General features: G+C 71.0%; 1 protein-coding gene. It reads right to left on the bottom strand.

Annotation, left to right across the window (positions count from 1 at the left end; all coding sequences use genetic code 11):
- Position 1: 1 nt before the first annotated feature.
- Positions 2–1,366 (bottom strand): MFS transporter, encoded by a 1,365-nt coding sequence (locus ACFY0K_RS44695; protein ID WP_390644775.1) that lies wholly within the window; start codon positions 1,364–1,366, stop codon positions 2–4.
- Positions 1,367–1,451: the final 85 nt, after the last annotated feature.

Here is a 1,451-nt window from a genome sequence, read left to right as displayed (position 1 = left end):
CTCAGTCCTGGGTGGTGGGGGTGCGCAGGAAGAGGGCGGCGATGAGTGCGGTGGCCAGGACGAGGGCGGTGTTGACCGCGACGGCGGTGCGGATGCCGTGGAGGATCCCGGTGACCGTGGCGGTCGTCATCGCGCCGGTCGCGATCGCGCTCATCACCGGGGTGCCCATGGTGATACCGATCTGCTGGCTCATCGTGGCCAGCCCGGTCGCCATGCCCTGCTCGTGATCGGGCAGCCCGCTCGTCGCGGTCACCATGAACCCCACGATCAGCAGCATGTTGCCCACCCCGCCCACGAACGTGGCCGGCAGCAGCAGCCCCAGACTCGCATGCGTCGTGCCCAGGGCGAGCAACGCGCCCGTCGCGACCGTCTGCACCAGCGCCCCCGTCACCAGCGCCGCCCGGGTGCCCGCCCGGCCGATGAACCGCGGGGCCACCACCCCGCCCGCGACCGTGCCGAGCCCCAGCACCCCGAACGACAGACCCGCCGCCAGCGGCGAGAACCCCAGCACCTTCTGCAGATACAGCGTCATCAAGAACACCAGCGAGGTCTCCGTCACGAACGCCAGCACCCCCGCGACGTTCCCGAACGCGACCGTGCGCCGGCCCAGCACACTCACCGGGACCAGCGGCGCCACCGCCCGCCGTTCCACGAAGTAGAACACCACCAGCAGCACCACACCCGCCGCCAGGATCCCCAGCGCGGCCGCATCACCCCAGCCGTGCTCCCCCGCCCGCGTGAAGCCCAGAACCACCGCCAGCAGACCCAGCGTCACCGCCAGGGCCCCCGGCACGTCCAGCCGCGGCCGCTCCGCGGGACGCGACTCCGACAGCACCATCGGCGCGATCACCAGCACCGCCGCCGCCACCGGCACGTTGATGAAGAACGACCACCGCCACGACAGCAGATCCGTCAGCACCCCGCCCAGAACCGCACCCGTGGTGAACCCCGCCGACATCAGCGCCCCGTTCAAACCCAGCGCCTTCTGCCGCAACGGACCCTCCGGGAACGACGTCGTCAGCAGCGACAGCCCCGCCGGCGTCACCGCCGCCGTCGCCAGCCCCTGCAGCACCCGGGCCACGATCAGCACCTCAGGACCGGTCGCCAGCCCACCCGCCAACGACGCCAGCCCCAGCACCGCCAGACCACCCAGGAACAACCGCCGCCGCCCGAACAGATCCGCCACCCGCCCGAACAACAACGTGAACCCCGCCGCGCACAACGCGAACGCCGTCGCGATCCACTGCAGATTCCCCAGCGAGAACCCCAACCCCCGCCCGATCACCGGCAACGCCACATTCAGGATCGAGAAATCCACCGCCAGCATGAACTGCGCCACCAGCAACACCACCAACGTCAACCGCATCCGCGACGACAACCCACCCGGAACACCCCCACCCCCCGCACCAGACCCCACCGACCCCTCCACCGCACCATCCACAACAGACATG

This window comes from Streptomyces sp. NPDC001507 (assembly GCF_042894765.1).
In the GTDB taxonomy this organism is placed as follows: Bacteria; Actinomycetota; Actinomycetes; order Streptomycetales; family Streptomycetaceae; genus Streptomyces.
This window is presented reverse-complemented; position numbering and strand designations above follow the sequence as displayed.